The 15,373-nt window shown below is 66.9% G+C and carries 17 protein-coding genes; 2 read left to right on the top strand and 15 right to left on the bottom strand.

Going from position 1 to position 15,373, the window contains the following annotated elements; translation table 11 throughout:
* The 13 genes from FRC96_RS10310 to FRC96_RS10250 all read right to left on the bottom strand — a co-directional run.
* Positions 1-183 (bottom strand): hypothetical protein (locus FRC96_RS10310; RefSeq protein ID WP_146974414.1); only part of this gene is annotated, 183 nt, incomplete at its 3' end.
* Between the two features lie 49 nt (positions 184-232).
* The gene (gene hflC, locus FRC96_RS10305) at positions 233-1,177 is read right to left on the bottom strand and encodes a protease modulator HflC (protein WP_146974413.1); all 945 of its coding nucleotides are present in this window, start codon (positions 1,175-1,177) and stop codon (positions 233-235) included.
* On the bottom strand, positions 1,174-2,175 hold the full coding sequence (gene hflK, locus FRC96_RS10300; protein WP_146974412.1) for an FtsH protease activity modulator HflK: 1,002 nt from the start codon (positions 2,173-2,175) through the stop codon (positions 1,174-1,176). The genes hflC and hflK overlap by 4 nt, the downstream gene beginning before the upstream one ends.
* 45 nt (positions 2,176-2,220) lie before the next feature.
* The gene (locus FRC96_RS10295; RefSeq protein ID WP_146974411.1) at positions 2,221-2,667 is read right to left on the bottom strand and encodes a hypothetical protein; all 447 of its coding nucleotides are present in this window, start codon (positions 2,665-2,667) and stop codon (positions 2,221-2,223) included.
* A gap of 132 nt (positions 2,668-2,799) precedes the next feature.
* Entirely contained in the window at positions 2,800-3,459 is a 660-nt protein-coding gene (locus FRC96_RS10290) for a helix-turn-helix domain-containing protein (RefSeq protein WP_146974410.1), read from the bottom strand.
* A gap of 50 nt (positions 3,460-3,509) precedes the next feature.
* The gene (locus tag FRC96_RS10285; protein WP_146974409.1) at positions 3,510-3,911 is read right to left on the bottom strand and encodes a hypothetical protein; all 402 of its coding nucleotides are present in this window, start codon (positions 3,909-3,911) and stop codon (positions 3,510-3,512) included.
* Entirely contained in the window at positions 3,908-4,399 is a 492-nt protein-coding gene (locus tag FRC96_RS10280; protein WP_230470105.1) for a flagellar FliJ family protein, read from the bottom strand. Before FRC96_RS10280 ends, FRC96_RS10285 begins: the two co-directional genes overlap by 4 nt.
* Before the next feature lie 56 nt (positions 4,400-4,455).
* On the bottom strand, positions 4,456-5,781 hold the full coding sequence (sctN, locus tag FRC96_RS10275; RefSeq protein WP_283808920.1) for a type III secretion system ATPase SctN: 1,326 nt from the start codon (positions 5,779-5,781) through the stop codon (positions 4,456-4,458).
* Entirely contained in the window at positions 5,781-6,428 is a 648-nt protein-coding gene (locus FRC96_RS10270; RefSeq protein ID WP_146974407.1) for a FliH/SctL family protein, read from the bottom strand. The genes sctN and FRC96_RS10270 overlap by 1 nt, the downstream gene beginning before the upstream one ends.
* The gene (locus FRC96_RS10265; protein WP_146974406.1) at positions 6,421-7,149 is read right to left on the bottom strand and encodes a hypothetical protein; all 729 of its coding nucleotides are present in this window, start codon (positions 7,147-7,149) and stop codon (positions 6,421-6,423) included. The genes FRC96_RS10270 and FRC96_RS10265 overlap by 8 nt, the downstream gene beginning before the upstream one ends.
* Positions 7,146-7,916 carry a hypothetical protein gene (locus FRC96_RS10260; RefSeq protein WP_146974405.1) on the bottom strand — a complete coding sequence of 257 codons (771 nt, stop codon included), beginning with the start codon at positions 7,914-7,916 and terminating at the stop codon, positions 7,146-7,148. Before FRC96_RS10260 ends, FRC96_RS10265 begins: the two co-directional genes overlap by 4 nt.
* A 12-nt stretch (positions 7,917-7,928) precedes the next feature.
* Positions 7,929-8,330, bottom strand: a complete 402-nt coding sequence (locus FRC96_RS10255) for a hypothetical protein (protein WP_146974404.1) — start codon at positions 8,328-8,330, stop codon at positions 7,929-7,931.
* Between the two features lie 123 nt (positions 8,331-8,453).
* Entirely contained in the window at positions 8,454-11,060 is a 2,607-nt protein-coding gene (locus FRC96_RS10250; protein ID WP_230470104.1) for a serine/threonine-protein kinase, read from the bottom strand.
* A gap of 139 nt (positions 11,061-11,199) precedes the next feature.
* Between FRC96_RS10250 and FRC96_RS10245 the strand changes: the two genes are divergently transcribed.
* Complete coding sequence (locus FRC96_RS10245; RefSeq protein WP_230470103.1) at positions 11,200-12,498, top strand: CinA family nicotinamide mononucleotide deamidase-related protein; 1,299 nt, start codon at positions 11,200-11,202, stop codon at positions 12,496-12,498.
* Positions 12,499-12,582: 84 nt separating this feature from the next.
* Positions 12,583-13,173 carry an RNA 2',3'-cyclic phosphodiesterase gene (thpR, locus tag FRC96_RS10240; RefSeq protein WP_230470102.1) on the top strand — a complete coding sequence of 197 codons (591 nt, stop codon included), beginning with the start codon at positions 12,583-12,585 and terminating at the stop codon, positions 13,171-13,173.
* A 44-nt stretch (positions 13,174-13,217) separates the two neighbouring features.
* Here the strand turns inward: thpR and FRC96_RS10235 are convergent, their stop codons facing one another.
* On the bottom strand, positions 13,218-14,681 hold the full coding sequence (locus tag FRC96_RS10235; RefSeq protein ID WP_146974400.1) for a zinc-ribbon domain-containing protein: 1,464 nt from the start codon (positions 14,679-14,681) through the stop codon (positions 13,218-13,220).
* Between the two features lie 36 nt (positions 14,682-14,717).
* A partial coding sequence (locus FRC96_RS22035) for a tetratricopeptide repeat protein (protein ID WP_230470101.1) occupies positions 14,718-15,373 on the bottom strand: 656 nt, incomplete at its 5' end.

Here is a 15,373-nt window from a genome sequence, read left to right as displayed (position 1 = left end):
GGCCACACGGCGCGGCTCCAGCATCACGATCTGGCGACCGCCGGCCAGCCCGGCGTCGAGCAGCGCCGGAGGCACGCGCGTGCTCTTGCCGGCGCCGGGCGGCGCCTCAATCACCACGCCCGGGTGCGCGCCGAGCGCGGCCACGATCTGGCCCATCACATCGTCAATGGGGAGGTGCGTCATCGTGGCCGCCCCGTGCGCCGGAAGATGTCGAGCAGCTGCCTCATAACGATTATTGCGATGACTTCAGGTACTCCAGAAACTCGCTCTCGGTGGTGAGCATGAGCACCGAGTCGCTGCCGATGACGTCCTCGTAGCTCTCCATCGTACGCAGAAAGCGGTAGAACTCCGGATCGACGGTGTAAGCCTCCGCGTAGATCGCGGCGGCTTCGGCGTCGGCGCGACCGCGGATCTCCTCGGCCTTTCGAAACGCCTCGGACTCGATGCGCCTGAGCTCGCGGTCGCGCTCCCCGCTGATGCTGGCGGCTTCGCCCTGCCCCTGGGATCGGTACTTTTCGGCGATGCGGAAGCGCTCGGCGATCATGCGCTCGTAGACCCGGCTCTGCACATCTTCGTTGTAGTTGATGCGCTTAAAGCGCACGTCGAGCACCTCCACCCCCAGATCGGCGGCGAGCTCGGCGGACTGCTCCAGGATATCCGACATGATCTTGCTGCGACCGTGCACGATGGGCGCAAGCCCCACCGCCAGGTCTTCGCCGTCGTCCTGCTGAAGATCTTCGTCGACCAGGGGCACGCGGTTGGTCGAGCGCACAAGCTCGATTAAGTCGTGGTTGGCCACCGCATCGCGGGTCGCCCCGTCGATGATGTCGTCGAGGCGAGATTTGGCGCCGCGCTCGTCGCGGACACGCTGGTAGAAGCGCAAGGGGTCGACGATGCGCCAGCGCGCGTACGTGTCCACCCACACAAATCGCTTATCGCGCGTGGGAATCTGGTTGCGGTTTCCGTTCCACTCCAGAAAGCGCTTCTCGAAGCGATGCTCGCTCTGGATAAAGGGCGTCTTGTAATAGAGCCCCGGCTCGGTGAGCGCCTCGCCAACGGGTTTTCCAAACTGGGTGATGACGACCTGCTCGTTCTCATCGACCACAACAGTGGCGCTGCTGAGCAGGATCAGCGCGATGATGGCGCCGGCGATCATAAGCGACGATTTCCAGCTCATTTCTGACCTCCCGCGCTTGAGAGCGGCGCGACACCGACGGTGCCTCCCGCCCCGAGCTGCATCACCGGCATCATGTTGGTCGCCTCGGAGTCGAGGATGACCTTGTTTTTGATCTTCGGCAGCACTTCACCAAGGGTCTCCAGGTAGATGCGCTGGCGGGTGATCTCGGGCGCCTTGGCGTACTCCTCGTAGAGGCTGGCAAAACGCGCGACCTCACCGCGAGCGCGGTTGGTGCGGTCGATGAGGTAGCCCTCGGCCTGCTGGATCTGCTGCTCGGCGCGGCCCTCGGCGCGGGGGATGACCGCGTTGTAGTCGCGGCGCGCCTCATTGATCATGCGCTCCATCTCCTGCTGAGCCTGGTTGACCTGGTTAAAGGAAGGTTTGACCGGGTCGGGAGGCGTCACATCCTGGAGGATGACCTGGCCCACGGTGATGCCCATCTCGTAGTGGTTGCAGAGCTCCTGGAGACGGGCCTGCACCGAGGTGGCGAGTTCGGTGCGGCCGGCGGTGAGCACCTCGTTGACGGTGCGGTCACCGACAAACTCCCGCATCAGGGCCTGCGACATGTAACGCAGGGTGTGCTCCACATCGCGCACCCGAAAAAGGTACAGGTAAGGGTCACTGATGCGGTACTGCACCGTCCACTCCACTTCCACCACGTTGAGGTCGCCGGTGAGCATCAGCGACTCATGCTCATAGCCCTCGGTGCTGTAGCGGGTGGTGTCGCCGACCGACGCGGTGCGAAAGCCAAACTCCTCTTTGCGCTGCTCTTCGACCGGCACCTTGTAGACCTTTTCGATGCCCAGGGGCGCCTTAAAATGCAGGCCTGGCCCCACCGAGCGCGAGAGTTTGCCCAGGCGCAGCACTACCCCGACGCTGTTGGCGTCGACCTGAAACATGGAGCTGCCAACGAGCACCATCACGAAGATCCCCAGGGCGATGACGCCGGGCATCTTTGAGCGGCTCATCGCCCGCACTTTATCTATGTCGATCGCCATCGCATCGCCTCCTGGGTGCCGGTTGTGTGCCGCAGTGTACCAGACTTAAAGCCCCGGGAAGAGGGGACGGAACCAGGGGATGCCGCCGAGCACGAGCAGAAGCCCCAGGGTGTAGAAGATCGCGCCGCGCTTGTGTTTTTTGGCGTCGTCGTCGGCATTCTTGGCCGCGATCGAGCCGGCCTGAATGACGAAGACGGCCAGGAGCATCAAGGCGATGTGCTCGACGACAAAGAAACGGATCCCGCGGGTGCTCATCGCGTTGGCCATATCGGTGAGGCCGGTGCGCACGATGGGGCTCAAGCCGTAGAGCGCAAGCCCCAGCAAGAGCTGGGTGTGCACGGAGGCGACCAGGGCCACCGAGCGCAGGCGGTCGCCGCGGGTGTAGGCGCGTTTTGAGAGCACGCCCTGCCATGCCGTACCAATCGCAGCGAACGCGGCGATCAGCACCACCCAGCGAAGCACGTTATGAATCGCTACTAGAACTTCGAACATCAGCTAACTCCTCGGCGACCCTGCGGGTCGCATCTCGTCGGACAGGACGCGGCAGCGCGACGCGCTGCCCCGATCACCACACAGGTTGCCGGGGTTATAACGAGGGGGGATCGCCGGGGCAAGGATCGCCGATCAGCCCAGGGCAAAACGCCGCAGCCCTTCGAGGTCGAGCACGTGCAGGGCGCGGCGGTCGCGGAGAATGAGTCCGGCGCGCTCGACAAGGGTGAGGGCCTGGCGGGCGCGCGCGCGGTCGAGGCCCGCGAGCGAAGCGAGCTGGGCCGAGGAGAGGGGCGGCGCGACGCGCTGAGCGTCGGGGCCGGGCTCCCCGTAACGCTCCGCGAGCTCCAGGATCGTCTGCGCCAGCCGGGTGCTGGCCGAGGTTCGCAACAGCGGTGCCAGCGGCACGCTGAGCTCGCGGCGCTGAAAGATCGAGCCGACCTGCACCACGCGCTCTGAGACAAGCGACTCGACGCTCTCGCGCAACGCCTCCTGCTCGAGGATCACGATCGTCGTCTCCTGATGGGCGAGCGCGTTGAAGTCCGCGTCGATTTCGGGGGGCGGCGGCGCAAAGGCGTCGCCGCGCGCCAACATCATCTCACCTCCCAGGATCACGTGCCCCTCCAGGACAACCACACGCTCATCGTGCTCGCGATCCAGGTGAATGCGGGCGGCGTGGCCCCAGCGCTCCACGCGACCGCGCTCGCGCAAGAGGTCAAAGGCTGCCTGGGCCTGGGGCCCGCTGATAAGCTGGCGAAAGCGCCAGAGTTTCGACGTCGACTGCGACTCTGCCACGAGGTCCTCAACTGCGTCACGACTTGCCGGAGCGGCAAGGCTTGGAGGCTCTAACCTACCTTCGCGGCGTCGGAGGCGCACCTGCTGATCAGCTCCGCTTTAAGCGCGAGGTGCTCATCGAGGATGGCGACGACCTCGCGCAGGGCAGCGGCCTGGGGACTGGCCGCGTCGATCGCCGAGAGGGCGTTCCGGGCGTGGGTCAACGCGTCGCGAATCTGCCCGGGCGGTGGGGCGTGGGGGGGAGGTTGTAGCCGCTGCAGTCCGGCAGGTGGCGGCGCCCCGAAGAGCGCGGGTTTCTCCAGAAACTCCCCCATCATCGGGGCGACCTCCGCCGGAAGATGCGCCTCCTGCAGATGCTCGGTGATGGCCCGGCGCAGGCCGCCGACCTCCTCATGGGCCCGCGGGGACCAGGCGGCAGCGCCGGCGCCACTTCCTTGATCGATGCGGCTCATGGCTGCTGCTCCCGCCACAGACGCGTGGCCACTTCATCCATCTGCGCCTCGGCTTTGCGGCGGCTTAGGGTGCGTTGTTCGTCGCTCCAGGCTTCATGATGACTCTCCACGGCCTTGAGCGCGCTGATCGCCCCCTGCATCGCGCGCTGAGCGGCGTGCACCTGACGCTGGGCGCGTTGCTCCTCTTCTTGAACCCGGGAGAGCGCCTGCTGCGCCTCATCGCTGAGCTGGCGTAGGCCTTCGAGGTAGCGATCGATGTTTTGAAGTTCGACGAGCGCCATGCCTTTCTGGCGAGCGCGCTCATCGAAGGTCTGTGCGCCCTGACGGCGTTGGGCCTCGACCCGCTCCCACCGACCCTGAACCTCGCGCACACGTCGGCGCACCTTCTCCAGTTCGCCGACGGCCTCGGCAAACACCGCCTCGGCCTGCTCTCTCTCTCCCTGGCGCAGCTCCAGAAGCACCTGAAGTTCATATGCTTCGCTGGTCATGATCATCCTCCCTCTGTGAGTTTCGGGGGATACAGCGCCCCATGGGTTTTCGGGTCTTACGCAAACAGATCGCTGATGCGCTCAATCGTCTCATCGAGGCTTGTATGCTCATCGAGCCCTTGCTTGAGCAGCGCCTCCATCTCTTCGATGCAGTCGATTGCAAAATCGACCTCCTCATCGGCCCCATACTCATACGCCCCCAGGCTGATGAGATCTCGCCGACTCTCGTAGGTCGCCAGCACCTGACGAAAGCGCTCGGCGACCTGCACGTGCTGCGTGCTTGTCACCGAGCGCATCACCCGCGAGAGCGAGGGCAGCACGTCAATCGCCGGCCAGTGGCTTCGGCTGGCGAGCTTGCGGCTTAAGATGATGTGCCCATCGAGGATGCCGCGGACTTCGTCGGCGATGGGCTCCTCCATATCTCCGCCGGCGACAAGCACGGTGTAGAGCGCGGTGATCGAGCCGGTCTCATCGTTGCCGGTACGCTCCAGAAGACGCGGAAGCATGCTGAAGACACTCGGGGGGTAACCCTGACGCGCGGGCGGCTCGCCGGCGGCAAGGCCCACCTCCCGCTGGGCGCGGGCAAAACGGGTGACCGAGTCCATCATCATGAGCACCTCGGCGCCTTCGGCACGAAAATATTCGGCGATCGCAGTCGCCACAAAAGCCGACTTCAGGCGCACCATGCTCGGCGCATCGCTGGTGGCGACAACGACCACCGCCTTCTTCATGCCCTCCTCGCCAAGGACTTCTTCGAGGAAGTCGCGCACCTCGCGGCCGCGCTCACCAATGAGCGCGATGACGATGACCTCGGCCTCACAACCGCGCGCGATCTGCCCCATCAGGGTCGACTTTCCCACACCGCTGCCGGCGAACAATCCCACGCGCTGGCCTTTGCCCACGGTGAGCAGCCCGTCGATCGCGCGAACCCCCATCGAAAGCGGGGCGGTGATGCGACGACGCTTAAAGGGATCGGGAGCCTCACGCAGGATCGGCCAGCGCACAAAGCCCGGGCCACCCAGGGGCGCTCCGGCGTCGATGGGGCGTCCCAGCCCGTCGAGCACCCGGCCGAGCAGCCCCGGGCCGCAGTGGATGCTCAGAGGTTGGCCGGTGGACTCAACCTCGGCGCCCGGGCCGATGCCCTCGACGCTGCCGAGCGGCATCAAGACGGCCAGGTCCCCCTCAAACCCCACCACCTCCGCTGGCATGGTGCCGCGGGCGCCCAGGCGAATTTCCACCAGGTCTCCCACCGCGGCGTCGGGCACGCTGGCCCTGACCACCAGCCCCGTGACCTCCTGCACCCGACCGGTGACGCGCACCGGGCTGGCCGCATCCAGGCGGTCCATATAGCGCGAGAGCATGGAGCCTTGTTCGAGGGGCATCAGGAACCTCCGTCGAGCAGCGCGGCCTGCAGCACATCGAGCTGCGTCTGCAGCCGGGCGTCGATCTGTCCGGATTCGGTCTCAATGAGGCAGCCGCCGCGGGCGACCTCCTCATCGGCCTGAAGATGCACCGGCACGCCGCCGACCACATACGAGAGGCGAGCCTCGGCGGCTCGCAGCGTGGCGAGGTCGTCGGGGTGCACGCGCAGGAGCACCTGGCGTTTGCCACGCACAAGCTCTAGCGAGCGAGCGACCATCTGCTCGACGCGCTCCGGCGCCATCTCCAGCGTCTCGCCAATCAACCGGGAGGCGATCTGAAACGCCAGACGCACCATATCGGGCTCCGCGCGCTGGAGGAGCAGATCGTATTCGGCGCGCGCTTTGCCCAGCACGTCGAGCATCTCTTCGGCCGCCTGATGCTGCCCCTCCTGGAGCGCCTGAGCGCGGATGGTGTCTGCCTGCGCCTTTGCCTCCTCGACCTCCCGGGCCGCCTCGGCGCGCAGCCCGGCGACCGTCTCCTCCAACGCCTCAAGGTCGGCGATCACGCGCCGACGCACGATCGTCGCGCGCTCAAACACCGGTCGCACCGCCAGCGCGACCTCCGAGCTCGCCTTAAAGAGCGGGCGCACCTCGTCGGACTCATGCATCATCCACCTCCTTCATCTCGGCGGTCTCACCATCGGGTGCGGGGCGTCGGGACAGCGTGGCGATGACCTCTTCAATCGCCGGGAGAAGTTCGGCCTGACTGGAGCGCAACGCGGCGGCTTCGAAGTCGTTCTGACGCGCGCGAAGTCGGCCGCTAAGTCTCTCGCGAAGATGAACGGCAAGCCCGGGGTGTCGCAGTGTGGCGGGCTGCATCACGAAGTAGAGGCCAAACTCGACGACCTGATCGGGGCGGCGCTGCCGTCCGATCAGCCGCATGTAGCTCTCGCGTACGCGGCGGCTCAAGCCCTCGCTGAGCGAGGGCGGGCTGAGCAACCACCCGCGAAGCTCCATCGCCAGGGCGGGCTTCAACCCCAGGGTCAACTCCATTAAGGGGCGCAGCGGGGCCTCGGGCCGCATCGACGCGATGAGAAACCCACCGATGCGTGTCAGGGCCTCAAAGAGCGAGCTTTCGTCGCGAAGCCGAAGCAGCGCGCGGGCATCCGGATACGAGACGGCCCCGGCTTCGCTCCCCTCTTCTGACGAGTCATCGAACGCCGCGGGCTCAAGCTCCGACGTGGTGCGCCAGCGCGCCAGCGCCCTGGCGAGCGGGGCGCTGGTCGCCGGATCGACCCCGGCGGCGTCTTCCGCACCTCGGGCGCGCAGCGCCGTCCACGCTGCGGCAAAGCCCTGCTCTGCATCTGTAAGTGCCACGAGCTCACTCACAGCCCCTCCTGCTGCCGACGTCGCACCACCAACACCACAAGCCCCGCCGAGAGCCCCATGATGATCAGGGCCATCCCCACGATCAGCGCCTTGACCATCGAGGCGCTCTGCGGCGCCACTACCAGAGGACCGACCGCCGCAAACACCACCTCGCGCTCCGCGGTGGGCACCATCATCGCGCGCGTCATCACCACCTCAATGGCCTCCGGCTTGAGCTCTTCGACGGCACCGGCGACCAGGGCGCGCACCTCCTCCTCATTGACAGGCGGCGCCTCACTCTCGAGCGCGCGCCAGCGCACCAGCACGCTGGCTCGAGGCTCGGCTTTCGGAGCGTTGCTCAGCTGCACCCGCGCCTTCTGCGGGAGCACCAGGTGGACGTGCGCGTCGATGACCCCGTCGATCTTCAGCAGGCTCGTACGCACCTCCTGGGCGGTGGCGTACTGCAGGATCACCCGCTCCTCCTGGGAGGTCGGGATAAGACCCGCGCCCGGATAGAAGTCGCCAAACCCGGACTGTACCGGCCGGGGGAGCCCGGCCTGCTGCAGACGCTCCCAGGCCTGCACCCTTTCGGCACGCGGCACGTTGACCACCCAGAGGGTGGTGTCGGTCGGATCGGGCGCTTTGGTCGCGCCGAAGCCGGCGCGGCTGAGTTCCACGACCATCGCGTTGGCCTGAGCCTCATCGAGCCCGTGATACAGCGGCTCGGTGCAGGCCAGCGCCCACAGCATAACGCTTCCGATAAGCAGGTACCGCCATCGCTTCACCATGCACGCCCTCCCTCAGACCTGGGTGTTCATCACCTGTTTGATGCCGCCGGTGGCCTTCTCGACGACCTTGGTCGTCAGCTCCACCTTCTGGCTGTAGCTGTAGATCAGCGCCTGCATCTGCAACATCTCCTGGGGCCCGAGCGCGTCGCCGCGCATGCTCGACTCCAACAGCTCGCTGATGCGGCTCTCATCGCCGAGGATTCCCTCGATGTAGGTGTCCAGCGCGGCCGGCTCGGCGACCTGCTCGGCGGCCTCCACCGGTGTCACCTCCGGGGTCTGCTCCACCTGGGGAGGCCCCTGCTGGAGCACCTCGGCGAAGCTCTTCCCGGAGGGCTGCGCGCCCTCGGTGGCGGCGCTCTCCTGGATCATCTGGGCGGCCTGGGAGGCCATGGCGCCTGATATGGGGTCGGTCATCGGCACGTCTCCTGTTCACGTCGGGTCAGCGGGCTTGTTCTATTATCGAAGCCCGTGAACGGAGTTTGCGTCCGACCCCCCATTTTTTTGTTCATTTACGAAAAAAGAGCGCCCGGCGGGCGCTCAGCGCGGCCGAAGCTCGACCTGATCGCCTTGCAGCGTGGCGTCGATCGCCAGATGGGTATCGGCCTCAATCTCGACCGCGGCGCGCAGGCGGCGCCCCTCGATCGTCTCAAAGACCAGGGTGTGGGAGCCGGCCTCAAGCTCCAGCCCGTCGATGGGTCCGGCCCCAAAGGAGCGCCCTTCGATGTAGATCGCCGCCGCTGGCGAGACGCTCAAGCTCAGGGTGCCCTGACCGCTTTCCAGAGGTTGAAGCGCGGTGTCGATATGCACGCTTCCCACCGCGTTGAAGTCCAGGCCAAAGCTCTGCTGCCGCCGCTCATGCGCACTGATCTCCACCCGCCCGATGCCCGCGGCGGCCACGACCTCGTCGAGCGGCGTCGTCCCAACAGATGCACCATCGAGCATCACGCGGCTGCTGCGCGGCCGACTGCTCACCCGCACAATCACCTGAGTGGCCTCCTGGCTGGCGAGCATGCCTTCGACCCGGTGATGCTGATCGGCCAAAGGTTGCACCCAGGCCACATGAGGCTTGTGGCCGGCGAGCTCCAGCTGCACATGGGTGAGCCCCTCAACCACCGCGTTCTCCAGGCGCAGCGGGGTGATCCCCACCCGCTCCCCGTTAAGGTAGATCACCGCGCCGGGCGGCGTGCTCTCAAAGCTCAGCGGGGCCCGTGCGCCGCCCACAGATCGCTCCAGCACAATCGGCTCCAGCAGCGCGCCGGCGCTCGCCTCAAGGCGCACCGGCCGGTACCCTTCGGCCACCACCCAGAGGTCGTGGGTCGGACCGTCCTCAAGCTCGGCCTGAAGCGGTGTGGCGCCGTCGAGGCGCACGCCATTGGCGATCACCCGCGCCCCCGGGGGCTCCGTGACGATGCTCAAGGTTGCCATCTGGCGAGGTTGGGCCTGCAACGCCGGCGCCTCTTCGAGCGCCTCGCTGCCATCGCCCCCCGGCCAGAGCAGCGCCGCCAGCCCCGCCACAAGAATCAGCGCCCCTAGCGCTCCCCACATCCACATCGGGCGCGACGCACCGGCGCGCTCAGCCTCGATCGTGGGCATCGCCGCGGTCGCCGCCACCGACGGCGCAGGCGGAGCCCAGGGCGACGGGCCGCTCTGCGAGCCTACATCAAGATCGGGGATCTTGCGCCAGAAGGAGTCGTCGTCGCCCCCCGAGGCCGATGAGGCTGCAGGCGCCAGAGGTTGCTCCGAACCAGGTGTGTCGTTCGACGCTTCGGCAGCCCCCTGCCGCCCAAAGCCGCTCGAAAACCGGCGCGCGTCGTGCTCGGCAAGCGCCTCCACCCGAACCTGCACACCGGCGGTGGCGTCGTCATCGATCGCCCCGAGATCGTCGTCGACGCGCAGATCGACGAGCGTCTCGTCCATCGACGCGCCTGCGGCTTCCCCGTACGTGGGGGCCCCTGGCCCGCGCGCTTCAACCCGGCGCACCTCCACCACCGGCACCCCGCTCTGCTCGCCAACGTCTTCGCGGCGCGCGCCCTCCCCGAGCTCCAGCGTCGTCACATCGATCGAGGTCGCGTCGATGGAGGTCGCGCGGCTGCGCTCCTCAAGCACATCGACATCGTCGAGCACCTCCAGATCCTCATCGTCGAGCACGAAATGCTGCTCGGAGATGGTCACCGGACGCGTGGCATCGTCGCCGCCCTCGTCCACACCATCGGCCGGCAGCTGCGCGCGACGCTCCAGCTCCCGCAGGTAGTCCGCCAGCTGGCGCGCGCCCACCCGAACTCGCCGCTCGAAGAGCCAGTCCTCCAACGCCTCGGCCAGCTCGCCAGCGCTCTGATAACGGTCCTGAGGATCGCGGGCCAGAGCGCGCAGCACGATCGCCTCAAGATCCTCGGGGTAGTCCGCGCGCACCTCGGTGGGCGGCGTCACGACACCCTCGGTGATCTTGCGCATCGTCTCGTATTCGGTGCGCGATCGAAACAGGCGCGAGACGGTCGTGATCTCGTAGAGCACAATCCCCAGGGTGAAGATGTCGCTGCGATGGTCGAGCGGCCCGCCATCGAATTGCTCCGGGCTCATGTACGAGAACTTCCCCTTGAACTCCCCGGTGCGCGTGTGAGTGAGGCGGCTCTCGGCCTTGGCGATCCCGAAGTCACAGATCTTGACGCCGCCCTGCACGCTCAGAAGCACGTTCTGTGGCGAGATATCGCGGTGGACCACCCGCATCGGCCGCCCCTGGTCGTCGCAGCGGGTGTGCGCATAATGAAGCCCGCTGGCCACGTCGGCGATGATGCGTACGGCCAGCTCGCGGGGTAAAAAGAAGTCCTGTTTGACCCCCAGCTCGCAGACGCGGCGAAGATCGAGCCCTTCCACCAGCTCCATCGCCAGGTAGAAGGCCCCGTCAACCACCCCCAGATCGTAGATCTGCACGATGTTAGGATGCAGCAAACGCGAGGCGATGCGCGCCTCATCGATGAACATCGTGATGATGTCGTCGCGGTCGACCAGGTGCGGAAACATGCGCTTGATCGCCACCGGCCGACTAAACCCGCCGATCTCCCCGAGGGCGCGCGCCTCAAAGACCTCGGCCATGCCCCCCTGAGCGATCTTACGATGAAGTTGGTACGTCCCGAACTCTTCGGGCATCAGCGACCTCGAAGCCCGCAAACAGGCAACCCAACAAATCCACTTGAGACAATCCGGTGCCAACTCTAAAAGAGGTGCGAGAAGAGCGTCAAGCACGCCCCCCCGGCAGGCAGCATCGGCACGATGAATGGAGTCTGAGATGATCAAGCACGTGGGCATACTGTGCATCGGCGACGAGCTGCTCGACGGGCGCGTCAGCGACAAGAACGGCCGTCATGTGATGAGCCTCGGCGAAGATCGCCTCTTTCAGGTCCGCGAGCTTCGCATCGTGCGCGACGACGAAGATCGCATCATTCAGGCGCTCGATGCGCTGAGCTCCTGCGATGTGATCGTGGTCAGCGGAGGGCTGGGACCGACCGCCGATGATCGCACCCGGGAGGCGGCTGCGACATGGAGCCAGGATGTGCTGCGGGAGGACGCTCCGAGCCTGCAACGGCTTGAGGAGCGCGCCCGAGAGCGCGGCTACACGCTCACCGACAACAACCGCCGTCAGTGTGCGTTCCCCTCCCGCGCCACCATCCTTGCCACCGAGGTCGGCACCGCGCCGGGGTTTCGCGTCGATCACCGGGGCTGCGCCACCTTCTTTTTTCCGGGCGTCCCCCGGGAGTTTCAGTGGTTTGTGCAGCGCTACCTTTTGAGCGAGCTCACCCCGGACCAGGACGCGCCGCGCGCCAGCGCACGCCGGCGCTACTATGGGCTTGGCGAGTCGAAGCTTGAGACGATGGTCGAGGGCATTGAGCCGCTGGCGCAGCAGCTCGGCGGTCGGGTGGGCTACCGGGCGAGCTACCCGGTGATTGAGGTCTCGTTGAAGGCGCCAGACGAGGGCGCGCTCTCGCAGCTTGTCGACTTCATCGACGCCCGCATCGGGCCCTGGCTGGTGGCCGAGGGCGATGAAAACTTTTTCGCCCGCGTCGGTCGCAGGCTCATCGAGCAAAACGCCACCGTCGCGGTGGCCGAGTCCTGCACCGGAGGTCTTCTCGGCGGCGCGCTCACCAAAACCCCGGGCAGCTCCGCCTGGTTTGAGCGAGGCTTTCTGACCTACGCCAACCAGGCCAAGATCGATCTTGTAGGCGTCAACGCAGCAACCCTCGCCAGTGAGGGTGCCGTGAGCGCGGCGGTGGTCTGCCAGATGGCCCTGGGTGCCGCGCGCGCCGCCGGCGCCCCTTACGGCCTGGCCATCAGCGGCGTGGCCGGCCCCTCCGGCGGAAGCAATGATAAACCAGTGGGCACGGTCGACTTCGGCCTGCACACCCCGCAGGGCACCTTCCATAAGCGCGCGCACTACCCGGGTCGCACCCGCGACGAGATCCGCACCGCGTCGGTCTACACCACGATGGCGCTGCTGCTCTGGCACCTCGAAGGTCGACTGGAATCGCATGCGGTGCGCGGCCCCTTTAACCCGGCCGACGTCGACGCCGGCGTGCCCGCCGCTCCCTGAGCCCCGGCTTGTCAGCGCTCGGCCGATCGTCGATAACCTCTCCTCCTCGCTCCGCTTCTTTTGCCCAGGCCGACGTGCCCCATGATGCGACGCCTCTTCATAGCCGTAGACCTCTCGATCAACGTGGTGGAACGCCTGGTGCTCTTCCAGGATGAACTTCAGGGCCGCCTGCGCGGCGCCTTCGGCGACGACCTCAGCGTGCGCTGGACCGAGGCCGAGAACATCCACCTCACCCTGAAGTTTCTGGGTGACACCCCCGGCGACCTGGTCTCGATGCTCGAGAGCACGGTGAGCCGTCTGGCCGAGCCCCTCTTTCCTTTTGAGGTCGAGTGCCGGGGCTTCGGGGCCTTTCCCCGACCCGACCAGCCTCGCATCTTATGGGCGGGCCTCGACGCCAAGAGCGCCGAGGTGCTGGGACTTCTGCAGCAGGCGCTTGAGCGCGATCTTCAGGAGATCGGTGTCGCCGCCGACCCGCGCGAGTTCTTGCCCCACATCACCCTGGGTCGGCTGAAGTCACGCGCCAACCCTGACCTCAGCGAGCTCTTCGGGCGCTACGACGAGTTGAGCTTCGGCAAGAGCTACATCAAAGATCTCGTACTTTATGAGTCCCACCTGCGCCATGATGGCCCGCGCTACGAGGTCCTGGAGCGCTTCGCGCTGGGACAACCCGCCTGACCCAACCCCTGGATTTCATTCAAAAAACCACCCGCACCATCGACTCACTCAAGGCCGCTGGAGCGCCGGAGTTGCTCGCTCTGAAAACGCGCAATGGAAGCCTGCGGCCCGTTCGGAAGACGCGCCAGGTAGGTCTGGTAGGCCTCCACAGCTGCCCCGATATTGCCCCGGTCGCGCTCCGCGCGACCGAGCCCGATGTACGCGTCTCCGTAGGTCGCGTCGCGGTAGATGGCGCGGCGAAACTGCGCGACCGACGAGTCGAGCGAGCCTAACTCCAGCAGCGCCCACCCCAGGCCGGTGATGGCCTCCGGGTTGCTCTCATCGAGCTCAATGGCGCGATGGTAGCGCGCGCGAGCGCTCTGCGCGTCACCGCGCTGCAGAGCACGGCGCGCCGAGGCCAACACGTCCTCAATATCCGGGGCTTGCGACTTCTGCGCAGCTCGCTCGCTCCGCTCGCTCGCCGCACCAACTTCCTGCGCCGCGGCGCCCACCGCCGCCTCCCAGACCGGTAAGAGCGCCGCCCGACGCGCCACCTCGCGCGCCGCAATCACGTGTTCGCGGGCCCCTTCTTCGGGCATCATCGCGGGCTCGTCAGCCTCAGCGAAAGACTGCGCTTCAGAAGTCGACGCGGAGCTGTCTGCAGCCTCACTGCCCGCCATCAAGCCATCCAACATCCCGACGTACCACGCCCCCGTCGCCCCGCCGATGAGCAGCAACGCCAGCACGGTGACCAGGAGTGGGCCGCGCGAGCGACGAGGACGCCGCTCCGGCGCCACGACCGTCTGCGAGCCGGACTGCGTCACGCTCAAGTCACCCAGGGACCAGTCATCCTCATCGGGCCCGACCGGGGTCAGATGCGGCGCGCGTCCGGGGGATGGGGGCGGGGTGGGGTCGGGCGACCCCGCTGCTCCAAAACGCTCCGCGTCCAGGTTGAGCCTGGGAGTCCCCGACGACGGGCTCGTCACCTCCCGGGACTGAGGCTTGCTCGGTGTGGTCTGCGCCGCGCGCATCGGCGTCGGATGCGCCTTCGGAGCCGGCACACTACCGGGTGTGACCGCGCCGTGATGAGGCTGCGTCGTTCGTCGGGGTCGCGTTGGCGTCGACGCGGCACCGAAGCTCTCCGTGGCGCGATCCTCCAGAGGTTCGCGTCGCTCCCCTCGCCCCAGCCCGGCGATGGAGGCAACAGCCTGAAAGATCGGCGCAAACTCCCCGATCTCTCCCAACTCACTCCAGCGCTCGCCAGTGCGTGAGATCGCGTCGTGGGCCCCAACCTCCCCGTTCATAATCCAGCGGTGAAGCTCGTCAAACCCCCAGAAATAAAGAACATCGCCGCTGGACGCTTTGCGCACCATCCAGCGCCGCTGGCTCTCATCGCGCAGCTCATCGGGCACCTCCAGGCGAAAGAGGTGATCGCACTGACTGCACTTGAGGTTGACCGAGCCCACCGAGCGCAGCTGCGCCTCATCAAACTCGTAGAGCGTCTGACACTGCGGGCAAGAGACGTCCATCGTCGTCGTTGGAGGCGGGCGCCGGGGCCGACCTCCTTACTCCATCGTGGGAGGTGGCGAGCCGCCCTGACCGCGCAGCTTACGGGCCTGTTCGCGCATGGCTTCGACCTTGTCCGTCTGACCGAGCTTCTCGTGCACCTGGGCGCTCATGTCGTAGATCTGAACGCGATCGGGATCGAGCATACGCGCGGTCTCCAGACGATCGAGCGCTGAGGTCAGGCGGTTGGACTCAATATCCACCCGGGCGTCTTCGAGGATGCGGTCCACCTCGGCGCGGCGATCCGGGTTGGGCGCCGCTGCGGCAGCAGCCTCGGCAGGGGCGGCTTCAGCTTCGGCGGCAGTCGGTGCCGGTGTGGGAGCAGGCGCCACCGACTCGGGAGACGCGGCGCCACCGAGCGCGGGGAAGTTGATGATCCCGCCCAGATGAAGCCCCAGCGCCACGGCCACCAGCCCGAGCAGTCCGAAGACCCCCCAGAGCACCATCGTGAGCACGTTGCTATCGCGCGAGGGAGGACGGAAGCCGGCGTTCGGATCGATCTTCTCGCGTCCCTGCGGCGCCGGAGGCTTCTGTCCGACCGCGGGCATTCCGGCGGTCATAAATGGCGAGGCCGGCTGGGGCGCCGGCGTCGGGGCGCCGCCGGGTGCTGCGGGCGCCGCACCGGGTGGCGACATCGCCGGCGACGACCCCGACT

The organism is Lujinxingia vulgaris (assembly GCF_007997005.1).
In the GTDB taxonomy this organism is placed as follows: Bacteria; Myxococcota_A; Bradymonadia; order Bradymonadales; family Bradymonadaceae; genus Lujinxingia.
The sequence above is the reverse complement of the archived record's forward strand: the minus strand, read 5'-3'. Positions and strand labels throughout refer to the sequence as shown.